The 21,787-nt window shown below is 71.7% G+C and carries 20 protein-coding genes and 1 tRNA gene; 12 read left to right on the forward strand and 9 right to left on the reverse strand.

The features are described 5' to 3' along the window. Positions 1-97 precede the first annotated feature (97 nt). The 3 genes from BT98_RS0113950 to BT98_RS0113960 all read right to left on the reverse strand — a co-directional run bounded on the left by BT98_RS0113950 (position 98) and on the right by BT98_RS0113960 (position 3,119). Complete coding sequence (locus BT98_RS0113950; RefSeq protein WP_019460369.1) at positions 98-1,726, reverse strand: inorganic phosphate transporter; 1,629 nt, start codon at positions 1,724-1,726, stop codon at positions 98-100. Positions 1,727-1,914: 188 nt separating this feature from the next. Then, complete coding sequence (locus tag BT98_RS0113955; RefSeq protein ID WP_019460370.1) at positions 1,915-2,466, reverse strand: NUDIX domain-containing protein; 552 nt, start codon at positions 2,464-2,466, stop codon at positions 1,915-1,917. Further along, on the reverse strand, positions 2,463-3,119 hold the full coding sequence (locus BT98_RS0113960) for an MBL fold metallo-hydrolase (RefSeq protein WP_019460371.1): 657 nt from the start codon (positions 3,117-3,119) through the stop codon (positions 2,463-2,465). Before BT98_RS0113960 ends, BT98_RS0113955 begins: the two co-directional genes overlap by 4 nt. A gap of 214 nt (positions 3,120-3,333) precedes the next feature. Between BT98_RS0113960 and BT98_RS28440 the strand changes: the two genes are divergently transcribed. From BT98_RS28440 to BT98_RS0113995, 6 genes are all read left to right on the forward strand, one after another. Next, the gene (locus BT98_RS28440; RefSeq protein ID WP_081798600.1) at positions 3,334-3,675 is read left to right on the forward strand and encodes a PAS domain-containing protein; all 342 of its coding nucleotides are present in this window, start codon (positions 3,334-3,336) and stop codon (positions 3,673-3,675) included. 4 nt (positions 3,676-3,679) lie between these two features. After that, complete coding sequence (locus BT98_RS24415) at positions 3,680-5,128, forward strand: response regulator (protein ID WP_019460373.1); 1,449 nt, start codon at positions 3,680-3,682, stop codon at positions 5,126-5,128. Positions 5,129-5,206: 78 nt separating this feature from the next. Further along, entirely contained in the window at positions 5,207-5,983 is a 777-nt protein-coding gene (locus tag BT98_RS0113975; protein WP_019460374.1) for a GntR family transcriptional regulator, read from the forward strand. After that, a complete protein-coding gene (locus BT98_RS0113980; protein WP_019460375.1) occupies positions 5,980-6,903 on the forward strand; it encodes a dihydrodipicolinate synthase family protein in 924 nt (307 codons plus the stop codon). The genes BT98_RS0113975 and BT98_RS0113980 overlap by 4 nt, the downstream gene beginning before the upstream one ends. 109 nt (positions 6,904-7,012) lie before the next feature. Further along, positions 7,013-8,104, forward strand: coding sequence for an SMP-30/gluconolactonase/LRE family protein (locus BT98_RS0113985; RefSeq protein ID WP_019460376.1), 1,092 nt, complete (start codon positions 7,013-7,015; stop codon positions 8,102-8,104). A gap of 392 nt (positions 8,105-8,496) precedes the next feature. After that, positions 8,497-9,165, forward strand: coding sequence for a MarC family NAAT transporter (locus BT98_RS0113995; protein WP_026033066.1), 669 nt, complete (start codon positions 8,497-8,499; stop codon positions 9,163-9,165). A 57-nt stretch (positions 9,166-9,222) separates the two neighbouring features. Here BT98_RS0113995 and BT98_RS0114000 read toward each other — a convergent pair whose 3' ends face one another. Then, positions 9,223-11,496 (reverse strand): CDC48 family AAA ATPase, encoded by a 2,274-nt coding sequence (locus BT98_RS0114000; protein ID WP_019460378.1) that lies wholly within the window; start codon positions 11,494-11,496, stop codon positions 9,223-9,225. A gap of 795 nt (positions 11,497-12,291) precedes the next feature. On the opposite strand from BT98_RS0114000, the gene BT98_RS0114010 reads away from it, so the two are divergent. Both BT98_RS0114010 and BT98_RS0114015 read left to right on the forward strand, forming a co-directional pair. After that, complete coding sequence (locus tag BT98_RS0114010) at positions 12,292-12,546, forward strand: hypothetical protein (RefSeq protein WP_019460380.1); 255 nt, start codon at positions 12,292-12,294, stop codon at positions 12,544-12,546. 117 nt (positions 12,547-12,663) lie between these two features. Then, on the forward strand, positions 12,664-13,089 hold the full coding sequence (locus tag BT98_RS0114015; protein ID WP_019460381.1) for a hypothetical protein: 426 nt from the start codon (positions 12,664-12,666) through the stop codon (positions 13,087-13,089). Between the two features lie 19 nt (positions 13,090-13,108). Here the strand turns inward: BT98_RS0114015 and BT98_RS0114020 are convergent. The 5 genes from BT98_RS0114020 to hemC form a co-directional block, all read right to left on the reverse strand. Then, a tRNA-Thr gene (locus BT98_RS0114020) sits at positions 13,109-13,183 on the reverse strand. Positions 13,184-13,241: 58 nt separating this feature from the next. After that, the gene (locus BT98_RS0114025; RefSeq protein WP_019460382.1) at positions 13,242-14,525 is read right to left on the reverse strand and encodes a heme biosynthesis HemY N-terminal domain-containing protein; all 1,284 of its coding nucleotides are present in this window, start codon (positions 14,523-14,525) and stop codon (positions 13,242-13,244) included. Then, positions 14,525-15,883 carry a COG4223 family protein gene (locus BT98_RS0114030; RefSeq protein WP_019460383.1) on the reverse strand — a complete coding sequence of 453 codons (1,359 nt, stop codon included), beginning with the start codon at positions 15,881-15,883 and terminating at the stop codon, positions 14,525-14,527. The genes BT98_RS0114025 and BT98_RS0114030 overlap by 1 nt, the downstream gene beginning before the upstream one ends. Beyond that, positions 15,880-16,587, reverse strand: a complete 708-nt coding sequence (locus tag BT98_RS0114035) for a uroporphyrinogen-III synthase (RefSeq protein WP_026033067.1) — start codon at positions 16,585-16,587, stop codon at positions 15,880-15,882. Before BT98_RS0114035 ends, BT98_RS0114030 begins: the two co-directional genes overlap by 4 nt. A 68-nt stretch (positions 16,588-16,655) precedes the next feature. Continuing rightward, positions 16,656-17,690 carry a hydroxymethylbilane synthase gene (gene hemC, locus BT98_RS0114040; RefSeq protein ID WP_027297250.1) on the reverse strand — a complete coding sequence of 345 codons (1,035 nt, stop codon included), beginning with the start codon at positions 17,688-17,690 and terminating at the stop codon, positions 16,656-16,658. A 126-nt stretch (positions 17,691-17,816) separates the two neighbouring features. Between hemC and tsaD the strand changes: the two genes are divergently transcribed. The 4 genes from tsaD to BT98_RS0114060 all read left to right on the forward strand — a co-directional run bounded on the left by tsaD (position 17,817) and on the right by BT98_RS0114060 (position 21,787). Beyond that, complete coding sequence (tsaD, locus tag BT98_RS24420; RefSeq protein WP_020628560.1) at positions 17,817-18,866, forward strand: tRNA (adenosine(37)-N6)-threonylcarbamoyltransferase complex transferase subunit TsaD; 1,050 nt, start codon at positions 17,817-17,819, stop codon at positions 18,864-18,866. Between the two features lie 128 nt (positions 18,867-18,994). Beyond that, positions 18,995-19,978 (forward strand): class I SAM-dependent methyltransferase, encoded by a 984-nt coding sequence (locus tag BT98_RS24425; protein WP_147292472.1) that lies wholly within the window; start codon positions 18,995-18,997, stop codon positions 19,976-19,978. Beyond that, entirely contained in the window at positions 19,975-20,814 is an 840-nt protein-coding gene (locus tag BT98_RS0114055) for a 23S rRNA (adenine(2030)-N(6))-methyltransferase RlmJ (RefSeq protein ID WP_019461249.1), read from the forward strand. Before BT98_RS24425 ends, BT98_RS0114055 begins: the two co-directional genes overlap by 4 nt. Next, entirely contained in the window at positions 20,807-21,787 is a 981-nt protein-coding gene (locus tag BT98_RS0114060) for an NAD(P)H-dependent glycerol-3-phosphate dehydrogenase (RefSeq protein ID WP_019461248.1), read from the forward strand. The genes BT98_RS0114055 and BT98_RS0114060 overlap by 8 nt, the downstream gene beginning before the upstream one ends.

Genomic DNA, 21,787 nt, shown 5'->3' on the forward strand with positions numbered 1-21,787 from the left:
TCATCCTTCTTCGGCGTCCCTCAAGCATGAAACCGCCGCGCCCTGGCCATGACGATGCGGTGAGGCCCCGACGGCGCGGGCCGCCGGGGCCGCGCCGTCAGAAGACCTGGCGCAGCAGCACGTAGAGCCCGCCGGCGATGGCCATGGCGGCCGGCAGGGTCAGCACCCAGGCCATCGCCAGGTTCCGCACCGTCGCCCATTGCAGCCCCGAACCACTGGCCACCATGGTGCCGGCGACGCCGCTGGACAGGACATGGGTGGTGGAGACCGGCAGGCCGTAGGCATCGGCCAGTCCGATCGTGCCCATGGCCACGATCTCGGCCGAGGCCCCCTGCGCATAGGTCAGGTGCGTCTTGCCGATCCGCTCGCCCACCGTCACCACGATGCGCTTCCAGCCCACCATGGTGCCGAGGCCCAGCGCCAGCGCGACCGTGACCTTCACCCAGGTCGGGATGAACCTGGTGCCTTCGTCGAGCAGACCACGCATCGACTTCAGCGCCGCGACCTCCTCATCACCGAAGCCCGCCGGATGCGCGCCCATCACCCGCACCGCGTCGGAGGCGAGGTACATGTCGTTGCGAACGTTCGGCGTCGCCGCCGCGGGCACCAGCCGCACAGCGCCATAGCCCTGCACCTGCCGCCCGATATCCTGGGTCAGCACCGCCAGGGCGGCATAGACCTCGGGCCGGTTGACCTCGCGCACCTTCAGCGCGTCGCTGACGACGGAGCGTGCGGCGGCGGCGCTTTCCGGCCTCGGGGCGCCGCCGGCATGGCTGGCGAAGATGCCGCTGGCCCGCTGCGCCGTCTCGACAAAGGCCGGCGTGGCGCTGTCCGGCGTGGCGCGGTTCAGCGCATAGGCCGTCGGTGCGGCGCCGATCAGGATCAGCATGATCAGGCCCATACCCTTCTGCCCGTCATTGCTGCCGTGGAAGAAGGAGACGCCGGTGCAGGTGGCGATCAGCAGCGCGCGGATCGCCACCGGCGGCGGCTTGTTGCCCTCCGGAGCGCGGTAGAGCGCCTCGTTGCGCACCACGAAGCGCATCGCCAGCAGCAGCACTGCCGCCAGCACGAAGCCGATGAGCGGGCTGAACAGCAGGGACTCGAAGACATTGACCGCCTGGTTCCAGTCCACGCCGGAGGTGGCGGAGCCGGCCGGCGCCAGGAGCTGGTTGGCGAGGCCCACGCCGATGATCGAGCCGATCAGCGCATGCGAGGAGCTGTTGGGCAGGCCCATCGCCCAGGTGCCGAGGTTCCAGATCGCCGCGGCGAGCAGCAGGGCGAAGATCATCGCATAGCCCGCTGTGCTGCCGACCTGCAGGATCAGCTCGACCGGCAGCAGGGTGACGACGGTGAAGGCGACCGCGCCGCTGGAGGTCAGCACGCCCAGGAAGTTCCAGAAGCCCGACCAGACCACCGCCGTCAGGGGCGCCAGGCTGTGCGTGTAGATCACGGTCGCCACGGCATTCGCGGTGTCGTGGAAGCCGTTCACGAACTCGAAGCCCAGCGCGATCACCAGGGCCAGGCCGAGCATGACGAGGGCGCCGGTCGCCAGGCCGTGCTCGCCCACGCTCCGCATGTCCTGCGCGATGCTGAAGGCCGCATAGCCGAGCCCGCCGGCGAGCACGAGGATGAAGGCAATGGCCCCGAAGGCATGCGGCTTGCGGTCGAGATCCGGACGCGGGGAGGTGAGTGCCCCCCCGGCGCCCCGGAGGATGGTGTCGGACATCGGTCCCCCAGGTGTGACAGTCGAGGACCGCTGTAGCGAGGATGCGCCGGGATGGCCTGTTGCAATCGGGTGAACATTTCCGCCGGGCAGGCACCCGCCGCAGCCCGGGCGCGCGCGACGGCATGCATGATCCACCCGGGGTTACGGAACCGGGTCCTGTCTTCCGCCCGGGGTTCCAAGCGGCAGCCTCACAGCATCCCCTTCAGCCGCAGGAGCCCGAAGGCCGCCACGGTGGACTGGTCCTCGATCACGCCGTCCCGGATCATCGCCTCCAGCTCCGCCAGGGGCATGGCCCGCGTCACCAGATCCTGCTCCTCCACCTCCAGCGCCGCTTCGCCCGGCGTGAGCCCGGTGGCGAGGAAGACATGGTTCGCCTGGGTGCAGAAGCCGTAGGCCAGGAAGAGCCGCCCGGCATAGCGCATCTCCGCCGCGCGCAGCCCCGTCTCTTCCCGCAGCTCGGCCCGCGCCAGTTCCAGCGGGTCGGTGCCGGGCGCGTATTCCCACATGCCCTGCACGAACTCCCAGCACCGGCGGCCTACCGGATAGCGGAACTGCTCGACCATATGGACCATGCCGTCCTCGACCGCGGCCACGGTCACGAAGTCGGTCTTCTCGACCACGCCGAAGAGACCGGGCGAGCCGTCGCGCCGCCGCACCGTATCCTCGCGCAGCCGCATCCAGCGGTTCTCGTAGACCAGCCGGCTGCCGGTCCGGACGATGTCGGGCTCCTTCCCGCTCACCCCTCCGCCCTTTCCCCGGCATAGGGGTTGCTGCGCCGCTCCTCGCCCAGCATCCCGCCCGGCCCGTGCCCACAATGGAAGCTCACGTCGTCACCCAGCGGGAAGAGCTTCTCCCGGATCGCCCGGACCAGCCCCGGACCGTCGCCATAGGGGAAATCCGTCCGTCCCACGGAGCCACGGAAGATCACGTCCCCCACCACGGCGAAGCGCGCGGCCGGGTCGAAGAACACCACATGGCCCGGCGTGTGGCCGGGGCAGTGCAGGACCTCGAAGCGGCGCCCGGCGACCTCCACCGTGTCGCCTTCGGCCAGCCAGCGGTCCGGCACCACCGGCCGTCCCGGGAAGCCGTACTGCGCCGCCGACTGCGCCAGCCCGTCCAGCAGGAAACGGTCGGCCTCGTGCGGTCCCTCGACCGGGATGCCGAGCGTCTCGCCGACCTCTGCGGCACCCGCCGCATGGTCCAGGTGGCCATGGGTCAGCAGGACCTTCTCCGCCGTCACGCCGAGTTCCTTCAGGGCGGCGAGCACCGGCCCGGCCTCGCCGGGATCGACCACCGCCCCGCGCTTCGTCGCTTCGTCCCAAAGGATCAGGCAGTTCTGGCCGAAGGGCGTAACCGGCAGGATCGCGCCGCGCAGCGCTTCGGAAGATGTCATGGCATCGGCCCCTGTCTTGCAGGCCGCCAGAACTGGCATGTGCCGCCGTGGCACGCCAGCGCGCGCCGCCGGTTGCCGTTTTCACGCGAGGGTGATGCCCAGCAGGGGGCCATCGGGCCGCCCCGCAATTGCCGTCGCATCCCCAGGGCCCTAGCTTGCCGCCCTCACGGACAATGATGTCCAGAACGTTGCCCGCGTTTCTCGCCTCTGGATCATGGCCCTGCCCTCGTCTGATCGAATAAGGCCCCCCCAGCCGCCGGAGACCCAGCCCCGCCAGACAGGGAGCAGTTCCGGGACTCGTCGCAACCCGTCCGACGAAAGCCAGCCAGCCCAGGAGGAGCCCTTCCCGGCCCAGTGCCTTGCGGCGGAAGCGGATGGGGAGGCCTCCTTCCGCCGCATCGCCGACTGCACCCCTTCCATGATCTGGCTTTCCGACCAGCATGGGAACTGCATCTTCACCAACCGCCACCACGAGCGGACGCTGGGCTATCCGGCGAGCGAGTTGCAGGGGCAAGGCTGGCACCGGCTGATCCATCCCGAGGACCTGTCCGCCTAATGATGTGGCGATCGGCCGCGCCTTCGCCGTGCGTGAGCCCTTCCAGACCGTCATCCGGATGCAGGCCAAGGGCGGGCGGGTGTACTGGATGCGGGTGGATGCCGCCCCGCGCCTGTCCGCCGATGGCGAGTTCCTCGGCTTTGCCGGCATCAACACCGACATGACCGCCAGCCATCAGGCCGAGGAGGCGCTGGAACGCCTGGTCAGGCAGCGCACCAGCGATCTTTCCGAGGCCAACCGGCGCCTGCAGGCTCAGATCGAGGAGCATGACCGGCTGGAAGCCTCGCTCCGGCAGATGCAGCGCGCCGAGGCGCTGGGCCAACTCACCGCCGGCGTGTCGCACGACTTCAACAACCTGCTGACCGTCATCCTCGGCAACCTGCGGCTGCTGCAGCGCCAGTCCCCTGTCCAGGGCCTGTCGTCCGCCCATCTCGCGCGGCGGCTGGAAGCGGTCCGGCTGGCTGCCGAGCGCGGCGCCCTGCTGACCTCGCAGCTCCTCGCCTTCTCCCGCCGACAGCGGCTCGACCCCCGCCCCCTGGACATGAACGCGCTGATCCAGGAGATGGCCGGGCTGCTGGGCACCACCGTCGGCGGCAGCGTCCGCCTCGACACCGGCCAGGACGCCCCCGTGGGGCGGGAAGCCTGGCTCGCCATGGCCGACCCGACCCAGATCGAGCTCGCCCTGGTGAACCTCGTGCTCAATGCCCGCGACGCCATGCAGGGCACCGGCACGATCCGTATCGTCACCGGCAACGTCACCCTCGGCCCGCCGGAGCATCCCGAGGAACCGCCGGCGGGGGACTATGTCGCGATCACGGTCCGGGACACCGGGACCGGCATGACGCCAGAGGTCCGGGCCCGGGCCTTCGAGCCCTTCTTCACCACCAAGGATGTCGGACAGGGGTCCGGCCTGGGACTGAGCCAGGTGCTGGGCTTCGTCCAGCAGTCCGGCGGGGGGCTACGGGTCGAGACGGCGCACGGCCGGGGCACGGCCATCCATCTCTACCTGCCCCGCGCCCAGGCGCGCCCGGCTGCACCCGCCCCGGCCCAGGGGCCGGAAAAGGACGACCGGACCATCCTGCTGGTGGATGACGAGGAACCCGTGCGCGAGATCACCGCCCTCACCCTGCGGGACCTGGGCTATGACGTGGTCGAGGCCCATGACGGCCTCGCGGCGCTGAACCTGCTTGACGGCGACACCCGCTTCGACCTCCTGCTGCTGGACTTCGCCATGCCCGGCATGAACGGCGTGGAGGTCGCCCAGGCCGCGCGCAGCCGCCGCCCCCAGCTGCCGATCATGTTCCTCACCGGCTATGCCGAGGCCCCCGCCATGGCGGGCGAGAGCAAGGACAGGATCCTCCAGAAGCCCTTCCGCACCGAGGAACTCGCCCGGCGCCTGACCGCCGTGCTGGCCCCGGCCTGCGGCGCGGTGGCCTGCGGCGCCTCTCTCTGACGGCCCGGGCCCGGGGCTGGAACGGCCCGGCACGGGAAGCGCTTGCGATTGTCCAGCCATACTGATATATCAGATGGCATGAACGCGCTCCAGCCGCTCTCCCAAAGCGAAACGGCCTCGCTCTCGGAACGTGTCTATCGCCGGCTGCGTGACGCCATCGCCATGGGCAGCCTCGCGCCGCGCACCCGTGTCTCCGAGCGCGGCCTTGCCGCCCGGCTCGGCGTCTCCCCCGCCCCCGTCCGCGAATCCCTGCGGCGGCTGGAGATGGAGGGCCTCGTCGTCACCCTGCCGCGGCGCGGCACGCTTGTCGCCGATTTCGGCCCCGGCCAGCTGGAGGAGATGGGGCGCATCCGCGTCGCCCTGGAAGCCGTCGTCGCCGGGCTCGCCGCCCGCAATGCCACGCCCGAGGACATCGCCCGCCTCGCCGGGCAGCTCGACGCCATGCGCGCCGCCACCGGGGCGGGCGATGCCGGCCGCCTCGCCGAGGCCAATACCCGCTTCCACGAGATGATCCGTGCCATGGCCGGCAATGCCATGCTGGAGACGACGCTGCGCTCCCTGCGCGGCTACGATCAGGTCGGCCGCCAGCGCAGCCTCGCCGCCCCGGGCGAGTTCACCCGCGCCCTGGTGGAGCACACCGAATTGCTGGACGCCCTGCGCCTGGGCGACCAGGACCGCGCCGAGCTGCTGATGCGCGCGCATGGGCTGCGCTCGCTGCGGCAGGCTTCCCAGCATCCGGCCCCGCCACAGGCCGTCCCCACCCTGAACGAGGACGGCATGGCCGATGGCCTCGCTCCCGCCGGCCCGGACGGCTCCAGCCAGAACGGTCCCGACCACAACAGGAGGACAACATGACACTCACCCGGGACGATTGCCTCACCGCCCTGCGCGGCATCTCCGGCATCCTGGTGACGCCCTATGACCGCGAAGGCGCCATCGCGCCGGCGGCGCTGGAGCCCATCATCGCCCGCGCCGCGAAGGCCGGCGTCCACGGCCTGACCGTGAACGGCAATACCGGCGAGTTCTACTCGCTTTCCTTCGCCGAGGCCGAGCGCATGCAGGCCGAGGTCCCCGGCATGGTCGCAGGGCGTGCCGCCGTGATCGCCGGCGTGGGCCGCTCGGTCGTCGAGGCCGAGAAGCTCGCCCGCGTGGCGAAGCAGGCCGGCGCCGACATGCTGATGGTGCACCAGCCGCCCGACCCCTTCTGCGCCCCGCGCGGCATCAAGGCCTATCTCCAGCGCGTGGCGGAGGCCGGCGAGCTTCCCATCGTCCTCTACCTGCGCAACGACAGCATGGGCATCGACCGCATCGTCGAGCTCGCCAGCCTGCCCGGCATCGTCGGCGTGAAATGGGCCACCCCTAATGTCATGCTGCTGGCCCAGGCCGTGCGGCGGACGGCGCATCTCGGCGTGAACTGGACCTGCGGCCTGGCCGAGCCCTGGGCCCCGCCGATGTATGGCGTGGGCGCGCGCGGCTTCACCTCCGGCCTGATCAATGTCGTGCCCGAGCGCTCCGTCGCCATCCATGCGGCGCTGGAGCGCGGCGACCTTGAGGCGGCGCGCGGGAACATCGAGGCGATCGACCCCTTCGAGGTGCTGCGCGCGCAGGAGCTCGGCGGCGCCAATGTTTCCGTGGTGAAGGCCGCGCTGCAACTGATGGGCGAGGATGCCGGCCCGGCCCGGCCGCCCGCCGCCTGGCCGCTCACGCCGGAGGCGCAGGAGACGCTGGTGCAGCTCCTGCAGGATTGGGGCCTCACCGCACGCAAGGCGGCCTGACGCCACCGGAGCGGACAGGGGCGCGGCATGGCCCGTGCCCCTTACCGGCATTATGGTCGCGGACCGAGCGCCGCGGCAGATCCGCGCGCGGCGCCAGGGGAAAACCGGAATGAACACCACACGACGCAGCCTGCTGACGGCCGCCGGCGGCATTGCTGCGACCGCCGCCCTGGCACGCCCTGCGCTGGCGCAGTCCTTCGCCTTCGCGCCGAACCAGCGCTATCCCGATCCGGCGGTGCAGATCCTCGATCCCAGCTTCGCGAAGTACCGGATCTACAGCAGCACGCTGGAACAGGTCGCCACCGGCATGCGCTGGGCCGAGGGCCCGGCCTATTTTCCGGAAGGCGGCTACCTGCTCTGCAGCGACATCCCCAACAACCGCATCATGAAGTACAGCGAGAAGGATGGCAGCTTCACCGTCTTCCGCGCGCCGTCCAACTTCTCGAACGGCAATGTGCGGGACCGGCAGGGCCGTCTCGTCACCTGCGAGCATTCCGTCACCCGCCGCGTCACCCGCACGGAAAAGGACGGTTCCATCACCGTCCTGACCGATAGCTATCAGGGCAAGCGGCTCAACGCGCCGAACGACATCGTGGTGAAGTCGGACGACACGATCTGGTTCACCGACCCGACCTTCGGCATCAACGGCGAGTGGGAGGGCTTCCGCGCCACGCCGGAACAGCCGACCACCAATGTCTACCGTATCGGCACGGATGGGAAGCTGACGGCGGTCCTCACCGACCTGGTCAATCCCAACGGCCTCGCCTTCTCCCCGGACGAGAAGAAGCTCTACGTCGTCGAGTGGAAGGGCACGCCCAACCGCAGCATCTGGAGCTATGACGTGCAGCCGGACGGCACGCTTTCCGGCAAGACCAAGCTGATCGACGCCGCCGACCAGGGCGCGCTGGACGGCTTCAAGGTGGACCGGGACGGCAATCTCTGGTGCGGCTGGGGCAGCAACGGGGCGCTGGAGGCCGAGCCGCGCGATGTTGGAGGCCGCAAGGTCCACGAGCTGCGCGGCAGGTCCGAGGAGCTGGACGGGGTGATGGTCTTCAACCCCCAGGGCAAGGCGATCGGCTTCATCCGCCTGCCGGAACGCTGCGCGAATCTCGTCTTCGGCGGGCCGAAGAACAACCGGCTCTACATGGCCAGCTCGCACTCGGTCTACGCCATGACCTTCGAGGCGCACGGGGCGGTCTGAGCGGCCCGACTTCCGGGAGCCGGCCGGTGCCGGCTCCCCTCACCCGCTCCGGCCCCATTCCCGCAGGTCCGCCACCAGCAGATCCGGCGCCTCCAGCGCCGCGAAATGCCCACCCCGTGGCACGGGGGTTATAGCGGGAGACGTTGAATCCCTTTTCCGCGAAGCCCCGCGGCGGCCAGGGATGCAGCGGGTCCGGAAAGCAGGCGAAGCCCGCCGGCACCTCCACCCGCGCGCCCGGCGGCAGGCTGCGGACACCGCCCTCCATCGCCACTCGCGACAGAGCGCCGTGCCGCACGGGCGGGTTGCGGTACGCGGTCGCCGCAGGGCTGGTCCGCGGCCCCCTCCCCGCCTTCGCGCTTGCCGCGATGCGGGATGATGGCAAGACAGCCGGCATGTCGGATCTGCTGCAAGCCCCCTACTATGTCGGCATCGTCGTGATGGGCATCCTGCCGATCATGAACCCGTTCAGCACGGTCCCGCTGGTCATCGCGCTGACCCGGACCATGCCGGCGGACGAGCGCAAGCGGCAGATCCGCCTCGCCTCGATCTACGCCGCCTCGATCCTGCTCGCCTTCCTGCTGGCCGGGCAGTTGATCATCGCGGGCTTCGGCATCTCGCTCCCCGGCATCCGCGTCGCGGGCGGGCTGATCATCCTGGCACTCGGCTTCCGCATGCTCTTCACCGGCCAGGACGAAACCGGCCCGACGCAGGAGACGGTGGAGACCGCCAACCGCCCCGGCCAGCCGGACATCGCCTTCACCCCGCTCGCCATGCCGAGTCTCAGCGGCCCCGGCTCCATCGCCGCCGTGCTGGGCTACAGCTCGCAGATCCCGCACGACCGGATGATCCTGGGCCATGTCGTGATCGCCGCCGGTATCGTGATCACCCTGGTCATCGCCTGGACGATCCTTTCCGCCTCCTTCCGCATCGCCCGGCTTCTGGGCAGGCACGGCGTGACGGCCATGACGAAGATCATGGGATTCCTGCTGACCTGCATCGCCGTGCAGTTCATCGCCTCCGGCATCCACGACTTCATCCAGAGCTGGCGCCTGCAGCCGTGAGGCCATGCCCCCGCCCGGCATGGATGCCGGGCGGGGGGCCATGGACAGGACCGCACCTCAGTCCAACTGGAAGCCGATGCGCGGCCGCTGCACCAGCGGCCCCTGCTGCTTCAGGCTGCGGCGGAGCTGCTCGTATTCCTGCTCCATCTCCGGCGTCACCGAGGGGCGGGATTCCCGCAGCGCCTGCTCGAACTGCGAACGGCCCACCGCCGGGCTGGCGATATCCCCGCGCAGGGCCAGCAGCCCCGCCCGCCGCACCACGTCGCCCAGATCGGCGCCGGTGAAGCCCTGGCTGCGCTTCGCCAGATCCTCCAGGTCCACGTCACTGGCCAGCGGCATCTCCTTGGTCTGGATGCGCAGGATATGCAGCCGCCCGGCCTCGTCCGGCACGGGGACATAGACCAGCTCGTCGAAGCGCCCGGGGCGCAGCAGCGCCGGGTCCAGCAGGTTCGGACGGTTGGTGGCGCCGATGACCACCACGCTCTGGAGTTCCTCCAGCCCGTCCATCTCGGCCAGGATGGTGTTCACCACCCGCTCCGTCACCGCGGGCTCGCCCAGGCTGCCGCCGCGTGCCGGCACCAGGCTGTCGATCTCGTCGATGAAGATCACAGTCGGCGCCACCTGCCGTGCCCGCGCGAAGAGGCGGCTCACCTGCTGCTCCGACTCGCCGTACCATTTCGAGAGCAGGTCGGAGGATTTGGTGGCGATGAAGTTGGCGCTCGCCTCCCGCGCCACGGCCTTGGCCATCAGCGTCTTGCCGGTGCCCGGCGGGCCGAAGAGCAGGAAGCCCTTGGCCGGGCGGATGCCCAGCCGCCGGAAGGCGTCGGGATGCTTCAGCGGCAACTCGATACCGTCGCGGAGCTGGGTCCGCGTTTCCTCCAGCCCGCCGACATCCTCCCAGGTGACGTTGGGCACCTGGATCATGATCTCGCGCAGCGCCGAGGGCTGGATGCGCTTCATCGCATTCTCGAAATCCTGCCGGCAGACGCGCAGGTCGGCCAGGATCTCGGGCGGGATGCCTTCCCGCAGGTTGATCTGCGGCAGGATGCGCCGCACCGCGTCCATCGCCGCCTCGCGCGCCAGGGCCGACATGTCCGCGCCCACATAGCCATAGGTGGAACGCGCCAGCGCATCGAGGTCCACGTCGTCGGCCAGCGGCATGCCGCGCGTGTGAATGCCCAGGACCTGGCGGCGCCCCGGTTCGTCCGGCACGCCGATCACGATCTCCCGGTCGAAGCGGCCCGGGCGGCGCAACGCCTCGTCGATCGCATCGACGCGGTTGGTGGCGGCGATGACCACCACGTTCTGCCGCGGCTCCAGCCCGTCCATCAGGGTCAGGAGCTGCGCGACGATGCGGCGCTCGACCTCGCCGCGAGTCTCGTCGCGCTTGGGCGCGATGCTGTCGATCTCGTCGATGAAGATGATGGAGGGCGACTGCTTGCCCGCCTGTTCGAAGATCTCGCGCAGCCGCTTCTCGGATTCGCCGTACTGGCTGCCCATGATCTCGGGCCCGGCGATGGAGAAGAAATTCGCCTCGGACTCGTTCGCCACGGCCTTGGCCAGCAGCGTCTTGCCGGTGCCGGGCGGGCCGTGGAGGATCACGCCCTTCGGCGGGTCGATGCCCAGGCGCTGGAACAGCTCGGGATGGCGCAGCGGCAGCTCCACCATCTCCCGCACCTGATCCACCGCATTCCCCAGCCCGCCGATGTCGTCGTAGGTGACGTCGGCGCGGCGGACCTCCCTGGGCTCCGCGTACTGGGGCAGGATCTCGAACTCGGTGTGCTGGTCGACGCGGACGATGCCCTTGGGCGTGGTTTCCACCACGACGAGGCGGATTTCCTGCAGGGCATAGGTCTGCTGCTCGAAGAAGCGGCGATAGACCTCGTCCGGGATGCCGTCGGCGCCGCGCTCGGGCCGGTGATAGACCGAGGTGGAGATCACGTCCCCGGCAACGACCGGACGCCCCATGAAGGTGCGCCGCAACGCCTCGCCAGAGCCTGAGAGCCGCAGGTTCTTCTGCGCCGGGCCGAGCACGACGCGGGTCGCGGGCTTCACCTGGGCGCGGCGGACCTCGATCCGCTCCCCGGCCGAGACGCCGGCATTGCCGCGCTGCAGCCCATCCAGGCGGATGATCTCCAGGTCCTCGTCCTCCGGGAAGGGTGGGATGGGGATGACGGCGGTGTGCCGCTGGCCGATGACCTCCAGAACGTCGCCCGGTTGCAGGCCCAGTTCCTGCATGATGCGCCGGCTGACCCGCGCGGCCCCCTTGCCGACATCCTCCGGGCGGGCATTCGCCACCTGCACCTGCGTGCTCTTGCTGTCATCGGCCATGGTCTGCGGTGTCCATTTCCTGTGCCGGGCGGACTCCGCGCCAGGGCGCCTGGCCCGGGCCGTCCGGCTCGCCAACAAGCCTAACGGTCCGGGGTTGCGAGAGGCTTGCCGGGGGGCTTTCACAGGACCGGGATGGACCGCCCCGCGCCGCCTGTCTTCACCTCAGCGTCATCGCACTGCCTCCGGAACCGTCGGCGGCCCGTGCGAAGGGTGAGTGGCACCTGAATTGCGTGGGGATTCCATCCGGGCCATGCCGCCCGGAACCGGCGGAGGGCTTGGGATCGCAGGAAAGCGGGACGATCAGGATCAACGGGCGGACGGACCGGAGGGGGAATCGCAACCCGCCCCTTCGCCGGAACCGCCGGAGTTTTCCGAAGGCCGGTTGCGCAAGGGCCTCGCCTGGGCCGCCGTGATCGGCGTCGTCTGGTGGCTGGTCGTGATCGTCCTGGTGATCGAACTGGGCGGCGGCTGGTGCTGATGGCTCCCCCCCGGAGCGGGCCTTTGGCGAGATGCGCCGTCCCTTCCAGTCCCGACCGGAAGGAAGCGGCCATGATTACAACTCAGAAGGGAATAATAAGGAGCGGTACAAACAATTGATTTGCCTAAGGCCCTCCAGTTCCCGTTCACAGTTCTGCAACGCCAGCCAAGCCGAAAGCTACCGGACAGATACGGAGGGGGCCAGCGATGCGACCGAATTGGGATGGATATCCGCCAGCCGGATGGCGCCAGACGGAATCCTGGCACTGGCTTCAACTTTCGGCCTGCCATACCGGGCGGCCCTGTACGCCCCGGCCGATGCTGTGGAAGCCGGCCGAGGGTATCTGGACCAACGAGGACCTGTGGGGGGACGGGCCGATCCGGCTTTTGCCCGCCGAGATCGACGCGGACTACATCTCGCGGTTCTGTCGCGAACCGGAAGGCGCGGCGAACCACGATGCGGCGGCCGTGTTCCCCATCGCTCCTCCCGTCGCGCCACGGCTGCATCCGGCCGGAACGCGGGCGGAGCCGTGGGAAAAGCCCTCCACGCGGGGACGCGTCCCCCTGCGCTGAAGCGCTCTGCCCGAAGCCGCCAACCCCCTGGATGGTTGCCGGTGACCTGCCCACGCATCGTGGCGTTCATGTTTGCTTCAGACTTTCCCGGCAGATTGGCACGGCAAGGAGAAGCGCATGTTCCAAGACATCGTCGATGTCCGGCAGATCCGCTTTCCGCTCCCCGTCCTTTCCCTGGCACTGGCAAAGGCCCCGGCCGTTCTGGGGCTGGTGCGGGAACCCTTGGAGATCCTCCGCTGCGAACCGGTCTCGCTGGACCCGCCCAGCCTGCGGGCCGTGTTCCGTCCGGGGCAGGGCGCGGAGCCGGTGTCGCTGCTTCTTTCCGCGCCCGCCCTGGCGGCAGCTCTGATCGCCTATTGCAAGCTGATCAGCCTGCCGATTTCCCGGAACGCCGACAAGCGCCTCGTACTCGCCAGGGAGTGGGTCACGCTGGAAACGGAGTTGCGCTGCCCGGTTCCATCGCCGACAGCCTCGGTCAGCCCTTCGGGCGTCCCGGTGCTGGCCTCTTCGGGCGTCCCGGTGCTGGCCTCTTCGCAGATGTAAAATCGGAGAGGTGGGAAGATGGTGCCGACTCGGGGAATTGAACCCCGGACCTACTGATTACGAATCAGTTGCTCTACCCCTGAGCTAAGTCGGCCTGCCGAAGCGGCGTGGCGCGCTATCTACCCTCGCCCGCCGACTTCGGCAACTCCGCTTTACACCTTTTCCGCACGCGGGACAGGCAGCCGCTGATAGGGCGCCGTCCAGCCGATGCGGCCGGTGGTGCCGCAATGGTCGCAGACCGGCGCCCAGGCCTCGTGCTCCTGGCCGCACTGGCCGCAGACCCAGCGGGGCTCCGGCGCGGCGGTGGCGGCGGCGCGCAGCCACTTGGCCTCGCCGGCCCGGCCGGCCGGCGTGTCGCCCTGCTCCACCCGCTCCAGGTCCACCAGGGCCAGATAGGCGCGGCGATCGGCCTCGCCGCTGGCCGCCAGGGCTTCCAGCTCCGTGCGCGCCCGGCCGACCAGCGAGGCCTCCAGCGCCAGCCGCCCGAGCAGCAGGCGGCTTTCCGGATGGGTGCGGTTCGGCTCCACCAGGGTCTCGGCCGCGCGCACCCGGGCCAGGACATCGCCCTCGCCGGTCAGATAGGCGCGGGCGACGTCCGGATGCGGCGCGGCCTTCCAGCTTTCCTCCAGCACCGCCCGCGAACGGCGGGGCGAGCCCAGGTCGCGCAACTGTGCCGCATAGGCCAGGGCAGCGGGGGCGAAGCCGGGATCGGCCTGGAAGGCGCGCTTCTCCAGCTCGGCCTTGCGGGTCGGGGCCTGCTCCTCCTCTGCCGCGGCCAGGGCCAGGGCGGATTCGGAAAGGCCCGGCGCCCGCAGCGCCAGCGCCTCACCCCAGTGATGCGTGCGCATGGCGAGCAGCGCCCGCTCCTCGCGCACCCAGGAGGCGCCGGGCTGCGCCGCCTCGGCCTCGCGGGCCAGGCGCTGCGCCTCGGGCCAATCCTCGCGCTGCATGGCGGAGCGCAGCAGCCCCCGCAACCCCAGGAAGCGGGCGTCGTCGCGTTCGGCCAGGGCCTGGAAGGCGGCATTGGCCGCCTCCTCGCGCCCGCTCATGCGCTCCGCCTCGGCGGTCAGCAGCAGGGTGTGCGGCGTGTCCCCCAGCAGCTTGCGGGCGCGGCGGATCTCCATCCGCGCCTGGTCGGAGGCTCCGGAGGCCAGCGCCACCAGGGCGCGGGTCACGGCGGCATCGCCCTCCACCCGGTAGCGGGCGGCGCGGCGGTCGCGGATGCGCTGCGGCCAGGACCGCAGCAGCGCCCAGCCGCGCAGCAGGCCGTACAGCACCACGAAGCCGACCACGAGGACCAGCAGCAGGACCCAGAGCGGCAGGCCGACGAAGACATCGCCCACCCGCATCTCGACCGAACCGCCGAGGGTGCGCAGATACCAGGCGAAGGCGACGCCGACCGCGAGGACGATCAGCAGCCAGATGGCGCGAAGCATCAGCCGGCGCCCCCGTTACGGTCGGCGGAAAGGTTGCGCAGCGCGGTCTGCGCCGCGAGCAGCCCCTGCGCCTGGTCCAGCCAGCCACGCATGGCGGCCTTGGATTCCGGCGGCAGGGCGTCGAGCCGTTGCAGCGCCCCGGCCAAGTCCCCGGCATCCAGCGCCCAGCGCGCGGCCTCCAGATGGCCGGCGGCGGTGTCGCCCACCACCACCTGATCGCCCCGGCGCACGGTCACCAGCCCCTGGATGCGTGCCAGGGCGGAGTCCATGACCCCCTGTCCCTGCGGCTCCGCGGCGGCGCGGGCGGCGCGGGCGGCCTCCTCGAAGCTCAGGCGCAGCGTGGCCTCAGTGGGCGGCGCCGTCTCGGCATAACGCTGCAAGGCGGGCGGCGGCGTGCCGGGCAGGCCGGAGAGAGGCTGCTTCAGCGGCTGCCCGGCCTCAAGCGCGGACTGGATGGCCCCCCGTGCGGCCAGGAAGCCCACCCGGCGCTCGGCGCTCTCGGCCTGCTTCACCCGGGCATCGAAGGCCGCGAGACGCTGGTCGAGCGCGCTGTTCTGCGCGTTGACGCGGCGGTCCAGTTCCTGCGTCGCGGCCTGCACCCGCTGCGCGATGCTCTGGTCCAGCGCCGCCAGCCGTGGCGCGATGGCGGCCTCGGCATCGGCGACGCGCTGGGCGATCTGCTTCTCCGCCTCGGCGATGCGCTGCGACAGGTTGCGCTCGGCCTCCGCGGCCCGGGCGGCAGCGCGGTTCTCCACCTCGCCGACCCGGCTGTCGATGGCCTGGATGCGCTGGGCGTTCTGCTGGCTGGCCTCGCCGGCGTTCTTCTCGATGGCGGTCAGCCGCGCCTCGTTGGCCTGGCGGCGCTGCTGCAGGTCGCTCTCCAGGGCGGCAAGGCTGTCGGTCAGCCGCTTGGTGCTTTCGCCGTCCCGGGTCTCGATGCCCTGCAGCCGGGCCGCGAGGTCCTGGAGGGCGGCCGGGTCGCCGGCCGGGCGCGCGGCGAGCTGCTGCGCCTGCTGCTCCAGCGCCGCCATGCGGTGCTCGTCGGCCTGGAGGCGCTCGGTGGCGGAGGCGAGCTTCTCCTCCAGTGCCGCGATGCGGACTCGGTTGGTCTCGCCGGAATTGACCGTGCCGGAGGGCGTCAGGAACAGGAAGGCGAGGGCGCCACCCAGTACCAGCACGCCGATCAGGATGGGCAGCACCGCCGGATCGAGCTTGCGGGGCGGCGGCGAGGGCGGAAGGGTGGAGCGTGCCGGCGCGCCGGACCCGGCCGGGCCGGCCGCCTGCGGCTCCTGACGAGGCCCCTGCTGTGCCCCTGGTTGCTCCCTTGGGGCCATGTCCTTGTCGGGGGAATCGCTCATGAGGGCGGCGGCTCTCCTGTTTGGCCTGCCGGACCCAACAGGGCCAACAAGGCATTCTGGTTCAGATCGGACGCGACACGGATGGCGCGCCAAGGGAGGCCCCGGAGCGTCATCGCGACACGCGCGCTCAACGCGAGGGCCTCGACGGACGTTGCCGCCGCGGCCAGGCCCGCGTCCCGCATCAGCGACAGCGTAACCTCCGCGGAGCGTGGCGAGAAGAACAGGGCCGAGCCGATCTTCCCGTTCCGCAGCGCCAGCAGCGCCTCCTCCGGCAGGTGCCTTGCGGGGTGGGCGTCATAGACCACCCGGCGCCGGACGCGGAATCCCCTCCCCCGCAATATCTCGGCCAGATCAAGCGCGTAGCCACGGCCCACCGCCAGCAGGATTGGCCCGCCCGCCGGGTCCAGCACGGAGGTGGCAAGGGTTGCCAGGGCCTGGGCATCGCCGGTTGCCACATATAGCGTCGTGGAGCCGGCCCGCCGCGCCTCCGCCGCCGTGGCCTCGCCCACGGCCAGGACCGGCAGGTTGGGGATGCGGCCGGCCAGGGCGCGCGCGGCGGCGCGGCTGGTCAGCAGCAGCGCCTGGGCCGGCGGCAGCGGCACGGGGCGCGGTTCGAGCAACAGGGCGGGGGCCAGGACGGGCCGCCAGCCGAGCGCGGCGACGCGGGCGGAGGTCTCCGCCGCCCCGGGCTCCGGCCGCGTCACGAGGCAGCCGGGGACCTCCCCGGCTGGCGGGCGCGGGCGCCCGGCCCCGCCGCGATCCGGGTCGCCGTTCAGGTGAAGAGGTCGGCCGGGCTGTCCAGCCGAAGCTCCTGGCCCAGCGCGTCGCCCAGCCGCTCGGCATCCCGGGCATCGCCATGCACGCTGCGCTTGAGCAGGAAGGAACCGTCCGGCCGCGCCACCAGCCCGGTCAGGCGGAGCCGCCCGTCCGGCAGCAGCTTGGCATGGCCGCCGATCGGGGTGCGGCAGGAGCCGTCGAGCGCCGAGAGCAGCGCCCGTTCGGCGCGGGACACGGCGCGGGCCTCCGGATTCTCGATGGCGGCGAGGAGCTGGCGCAGCTCGGTATCGCCCTCGCGCACCGTCACGCCGACGATCCCCTGCCCGGCGGCGGGGACCATGGCCTCCGGGTCCAGGATCACCATGCCCTCGGGCACGATCTCCAGCCGCTTCAGCCCGGCCAGGGCCAGCATCGTGGCATCCACCTCCCCGGCGGCGAGCTTGCCGAGGCGGGACTGGACGTTGCCCCGGATCATCGTCACCCGCAGGTCCGGCCGCGCATGCAGCACCTGGCTCTGCCGCCGCAGGCTGGCCGTGCCGAGCAGGGTGCCCGCCGGCAGCGAGCCCAGCGGGTCCGCCGGGTCGAGCGCGCCGCAGCCGGGGCCGGGGAGCAGCACGTCCCGCGCATCCTCGCGCTTCAGGGTGCAGGCCAGGACGATGCCGGGCGGCATCTCGGTCTCCAGGTCCTTGAGGCTGTGCACGGCGAAGTCGATCCGCCCGTCCAGCAGCGCCTCGTGGATCTCCTTGGCGAAGAGCCCCTTGCCGCCGATATCGGCGAGGCGCCGGTCCTGGATCCTGTCGCCCGAGGTGGCGATCACATGCTCGTCGAAGGCCTCCGCCATGCGCAGCACAGGGCAGAAATGCAGGATCTTCTGCAGGAAATGCCGGGTCTGCCACAACGCCAGCGGCGAGCCGCGCGTGCCGACGCGCAGCGGCAGGTTCCGGCCCGCATGCGGCAGCACGCGCGGCCTGGGCTCGGGAGAAAGAGGGCCGGTCTTGTTGCCGGCCGCTGCGGGGTGGGCAGGAAGCATCGGCGCGTCATAGAACCGGCCCGCGGATCGTGGAAGCGGCTTGTTCCGGGACGAAATGTCCCAGGTACGGCCCAGGGATCGCGGGATCACAGGCCGGGGCCGGAACCGGCCCCGAGAGGAATGGATATGGAACCGAAGGGCCCCGTGCTCGGCCTGGAGAGCAGTTGCGACGAGACGGCGGCGGCCCTGCTGGCCCCGGACGGGCGCGTGCTGGCCGAGGCGCTGCTGAGCCAGGTGGCGGAGCACGCACGCTTCGGCGGCGTGGTGCCGGAGGTCGCGGCGCGGGCGCATCTGCACCACATGCCGCACCTCGCCGCCCGGGTCTTCGAGCAGGCCGGGATCGCGCCGGCGGCGCTGGGCGGCATCGCCGCCACCTCGGGGCCCGGGCTGATCGGCGGGCTGATCGTCGGTGCCAGCTTCGGCAAGGGCCTGGCCCTGGCGCATGGCCTGCCCTTCGTGGCGGTGAACCATCTGGAGGCGCATGCGCTGACGCCGCGCCTTCCCGGATTGCTGCCCGAGGCGCCGGCTTTTCCCTATCTGCTGCTGCTGCTGTCCGGCGGGCATTGCCAGTGCGTGGCGGTGGAGGGGCTGGGCCGCTACCGCCGTCTCGGCTCGACGCTGGACGACGCGGTGGGCGAGGCCTTCGACAAGTCGGCCAAGCTGCTCGGCCTGCCCTGGCCCGGCGGGCCGCATCTGGAACGGCTGGCGGCGTCGGGCGACCCGAAGCGCATCCCCCTGCCACGCCCGATGCTGGGGCGGCCGGGCTGCGACTTCTCCTTCTCCGGCCTCAAGACCGCCGTGGCCCAGGCGGTGGGCAAACTCACCGACGAAGCCGGAAAGGCGGACATCGCCGCCGCCTTCCAGGCCAGCGTTTCCGCCGTGATGGCCGACCGGGCGCGCAACGCCCTCGGCATGATGCCCGGCGCCACGGCGCTGGTGGTGTCCGGCGGCGTCGCCGCCAATGGCGGGGTGCGCGAGGCGCTGCGCGGCGTGGCGGAACGGGCCGGGCTGCCGCTGATCGCCCCGCCCATCCGGCTCTGCACGGACAATGCGGTGATGGTGGCCTGGGCCGGGATCGAGCGGCTGCGCGCCGGCCTCACCGATCCGGTGGACCACGCGCCACGGCCGCGCTGGCCGCTGGCGGAGCTTTCTCCCGCCGGGGAGCGGATATCCTGATGTGGCCCTTCCGGCCTTCCCGCGGCACGGCGGCCGCGCCTGACCCGAGCGGGCCGCGAACCGGTCTTCCCGCCGCCCAAAGGGACAAGATCGGCCGGAACGGGATCGGCCGTGGCGCCGCCGGCCTCGTGCTTGAACCCATCCTGCCGCCGCTGCTGCTGCCCGCCGCGCCGGAGCCCCTGGACCCGAGGCGGCTGGAAACGCAGGTTCTGCCCTCGGTCAGCAATGCCCATCGCATCGCCATGGGCATGCGATGCCGCGATGCGGAGCCCATGCCCCGCGTGCCGGATGCCGGGCGCGTCGGCAGGATGACGGATGGCCGCCGCGTCCAGGTCATGCACAACGGCGTGCAGGTCCTGGCGGATGGCTATTGCGGCGCCTGGATGACCGAGCTGATCGAGCGTTGCCATGGCCATCACGAGCCGCAGGAGGAGCGGCTGTTCCACGAGCTTCTCCGCTGCCTGCCGCCGGGCGGCACGATGCTGGAGCTTGGCGGATACTGGGCCTTCTACTCCATCTGGTTCCTGCTCGCGGCGCCGGGCCGGCGCGCGGTGCTGCTGGAGCCCGATCCGCGGCACATCGAGGTCGGGCGCGCCAATCTCGCGCTGAACGGCGTCGCGGCGGAGATCGTGCAGGGCTTCCTCGGCGACCGGCCGGGGGAGACCCTGCCTTTCCCCACGGAGGAATCGGGAACCCTGGACCTCGCCTGCCATGACGTGGCCGGGCTGATGGCCGCGCGGGGTCTCGACCGGCTCACCATCCTGCATTGCGACGCGCAGGGCGCCGAGTTCACCATGCTGGAGCAGGCGGCGCCGCTGCTGCGCGACGGGCGCGTGGACTGGCTGTTCCTGTCCACCCATCACCACCTCATCAGCGGCGACCCGCTGACGCACCAGCGCTGCGTCGAGGCGGTTCGGGCGCTGGGCGGCGTCATCGAGGTGGAGCACGATGTGGGCGAGGGCTTCTCCGGCGACGGGTTGATCCTGGCGCGCTTCGGTGCCGCGCCGCCGGGCTGGCGGTGCCCCGCGATCAGCTACAACCGCGCCTCGGAATCGCTGTTCCGCCATCCGCTTTATGATCTCGCCGCCTCGCGCGGCCAGGGAATGCCGTGAACTATCGCCACGCCTACCATGCCGGGAACTTCGCCGACTGCGTGAAGCATGCCCTGCAGCACCACATCCTCGCCGCCCTGCGGCGCAAGCCGGCGGCCTTCCGCGTGCTCGACACCCATGCCGGGATCGGCGCCTATGACCTGCGGGAGGAAAGGGCCGAGCGCACCGGGGAATGGCGGGCCGGGATCGGGCGGCTGGAGGGGATCGCAGAGGGTCCGCTCGCCCCCTGGCTCTCGGCCGTGCGGGAGTTCGGCTGGCCGCCGCTCTATCCCGGCAGCCCGGCGCTGAGCCAGGCGATGCTGCGGGAGGGCGACCGGCTGGTGCTCTGCGAGCTGCATCCCGAGGACCAGGAGGAGCTGCGGGCCCGGATCGGCCGCGACCGGCGCGTGGCGGTGCATGCGCGCGACGGCTGGGAGGCCGCGACCGCCCTCACCCCCTTTCCGGAGAAGCGCGGGCTGCTGCTGATGGACCCGCCCTTCGAGCAGGAGGGCGAGTTCGACCGCCTCGCCGACACGATCATCGCCGTCTCGGGGCGCTTCCGGGGCTGCATCCAGGCGGCCTGGTATCCGGTGAAGCACCGCGCCCCGGTGCGCGACTTCCATGACCGGCTCCGCGCCTCCGGGGTACGCGACCTGCTGGCCTGCGAGCTCTGGCTGCGCGAGCCCACCGATCCGACGCGGCTCAACGGCTGCGGGCTGGTGGTCAGCAACGGCCCCTGGGTGCCGGAGGGGAGCTTCGAGGCCGTGGCCGGGGGCATCCTGCGCGCGCTGCTGGAACGCCTGGGCCAGGGCGAACCGGGCCAGGGCTGCACTGTGACGAGGCTGACCGATGAGTGAGGCGAACAGGCTCGCCGTCCTTGGCGCCGGGGCCTGGGGCACGGCGCTGGCGATCCAGGCGGCCCGGGCGGGCAACCGGGTGACGCTCTGGGCGCGCGACCCGGAGAAGGCGGCGGCGATGCGCGGGACGCGGCGGAACCCGCGCCTGCCGGATGCGGTGCTGGAGGGGCTGCGCGTGACCGCGGATGCCGCCGAGGCTCTGGAGGGGGCAAGCCTCGCCGTGCTGGCCGTGCCGATGCAGCCGCTGCGCGCCGCCGTCGCCGCCATGCCGGAACTGCCGCCGGTGGTGGCGGTGGCCAAGGGAGTGGAGAGCAGCTCGCTTCTCCTGCCGCTGGAGGTCCTGGCCGAGCTGCGGCCGGGCCTGCCCGCCGCCGTGCTCTCCGGGCCGAATTTCGCGCATGAGGTGGCGGCCGGCCTGCCCGCCGCCGCCGTGCTGGCCAGCACCGATCCGGTGCTGCGCGCCGCCGCCTGCGCCCGCCTCGCCACCCCGGCCTTCCGGCTCTACGAGGGCGAGGACGTGCTCGGCGTGCAGGTCTGCGGCGCCGCCAAGAACGTCGCCGCCATCGCCGCCGGGGCCGCCATGGGCGCCGGGCTGGGCGAGAATGCCCGCGCCGCGCTGGTCACGCGGACCCTGGCCGAGATCGCCCGCCTCGTGGTGGCGCTGGGCGGGCGGGCCGAAACCGCCGCCGGGCTGTCGGGGCTGGGGGACCTGCTGCTGACCTGCACCGGGCCGAGCAGCCGGAACTTCGCCCTGGGCCATGCACTGGGGCGCGGCCTGAGCCCGGCCGAGGCGCTGGCGGACAGCCGGGGCGTCGCGGAGGGCGCCGCCACCGCCCCCGCCCTGCTGGCCCGCGCCGCGGCGGTGGGGGTGGAGATGCCGGTCAGCGCCACCGTCGCCGCCGTGCTGGCGGGGCGGCTCGACGTGGCCCAGGCGGTCGGGCGGCTGATGGAGCGGCCGCGCCGGAGCGAGTAG

Origin of the sequence: Roseomonas mucosa ATCC BAA-692, from assembly GCF_000622225.1 — a bacterium.
GTDB classification, from domain to species: domain Bacteria; phylum Pseudomonadota; class Alphaproteobacteria; order Acetobacterales; family Acetobacteraceae; genus Roseomonas; species Roseomonas mucosa.